This is a genomic window from Neglectibacter sp. X4, from assembly GCF_009917365.1.
Taxonomy (GTDB): Bacteria; Bacillota; Clostridia; order Oscillospirales; family Acutalibacteraceae; genus Acutalibacter.
The window spans coordinates 1-1,948 of the sequence record NZ_QWLE01000102.1 but is presented as its reverse complement, the minus strand read 5'-3'; the positions used below and the strand labels follow the sequence as shown (position 1 = coordinate 1,948).

The 1,948-nt window shown below is 53.5% G+C and carries 1 protein-coding gene; it reads right to left on the bottom strand.

Annotated features, from left to right (window positions below; all coding sequences use genetic code 11):
• Positions 1-37: 37 nt before the first annotated feature.
• The coding region (locus D1841_RS16510; RefSeq protein WP_166554300.1) for a hypothetical protein at positions 38-1,948 on the bottom strand (1,911 nt) is incomplete at its 5' end.

Below are 1,948 nucleotides of genomic sequence, written 5' to 3'. Positions count from 1 at the left end.
GCCACAATCTACCAGTGACTACCCAAGGAAACGGTTTTTAGGCCGCTTTCTTCTTATACATCAGGCGGGCGCCAAGATAGGAACTGGAACCCGAGGCGGCATAATACACATAGAACCGGAAAGGCCCCGCACTATCCCCATCATCCCAAGCACCACCGAAAAAGGCGCAATAACCGGCATAAAGAGAGGCATAATCCGCCCAATGGGACGTGGCCGATCCGGTGGAAGTCTTGATTGTGAACCCGCCTTCATTGGTTCCCTGAATGTCACCCATCCAGCCGCCAAGGTTTTGGGACAAGCCGCTTGCCTTGGTGAAGGGGTAGCTGGAACCATCGTCCTTGAAATCCTTGAAGGCCGTTTTGACGTTGCGGGAGTTATCACAGAAAATCCCATCAATCCACCAAAACAGGTTCCCCCAAAAATCTTCAATGCCAAGGAAACACATTTGCTGTTTGCCGCCCGTTTCGCCGTAACACATACCCTTGGCGTTGGTGCCGCCCGTGTTGATCTTGGCGCTGTTGCCGTTGGTGTAGCCTTTGCCAAGGGCGGTTTGCCCGTTGCGGTTTTTGAACATGATCAGGTACAAACACTGAAGCAGGGTCAGCGGGTAGAAGGAAACAAGCTGATAACCTACCCCCCTTGCTTGGGCCGCTTGCCTTGCGGCGGTCAAGGTGATATCGGTTGTGGGGGATTTCCCGGAAAGAGAATACAACTTGGAACTGATATTGGTTGCCAGATAAGCGCCGATATAGATTGCATCACAATCCCCTTCAGCGTCCAGCCCGTGCGCCCGGTAGCAGTAGCCGGGGGCATTGGGATCATCTGTTACCATAATGGTATGGCTGTTCCCGTCCGTGGTCATTTTATAGCCCAACTTGGGAATCTCAATCATGACATCCCCGGCGCTTTCGCTGTTGATTGTAGCGGCTCCGCCGTTCACCTTTTGGGTCAGATCGTCCGGGTTCAAGTAATACTGAACCACGCCATTTTTCACCACACAAGGCCGGATATTCTTGAAAATGTTGTGATTCTTCCAAGCGTTAAACCCGGTAGCCATTCCCACGGCATCTTCCACATAGGAAACGGCGCTTTCAGAATTGTTATTGCTGATTGTCACTTTTACCCCAACATACTTGTAAAAGTTCAAGGTAACGGTGTAAGGGGCATAGGAACCAACGGTAAGGGTTTCGCTTGCGGTCTGCCCATCTTTGGTGGCGGTAATCTGCCAAACCCCGGTATTGGGCAGATAGAAGGTCATAGCGCCCACAGAAACCCCGGATCGGGTGGTATTGCCATCGGTGCAAGTTACCGTAGAACCGGGATCGGCGGTAATGGTCACGGTGATGAAAGACAGGGTGATTTCATAAGTTTCACCCTCGGTTTCAATCTCAACCGTGGGTTGGTTGGAATCCACCCCTTCAGTGCTTGCCCGAAGTGTCCAGGTGCCGGGGGAAGCAATGTTGAAAGACAAGGCCCCGGATTCATCCGCTATCCCGGTCAGACTTTTTGTGCCGTTGGTGGCAATCACAGCGGCCCCGGCCTTAGTGGTGATATTCAGGGTGGCGCTGAAATAGGCCAAAGTCACGTTGTACCGCTTGGTGGTGTCAACCTCCAAAACCTCAGTGTCGGTCTGATCCCCAAGGGTGCCGGTGACTGTCCAGGTGCCATAGTTGGGCAAGCTGAAAATAATGGGATCATCCCCAGCCACGGCGGTAAGTTCTGTTACACCATCGGAACAGGTTACGGCGGAACCGGCATCCACGGTAACAAAGATTTGCGGCCCGATAGCGGAACCGCCGCCCCCGCCCCCATTGGCGGTGGCCCAGACATCTTCCCCGGTGCCGGAAGGAATTTTCACCTGAAACTGATCATTCCAGTACCGCAACCCATGAACCCCGGCTTCCCCGACAACGGAAAGGGAAGGGTGGCCGTGTGTTAAATCGCCCAC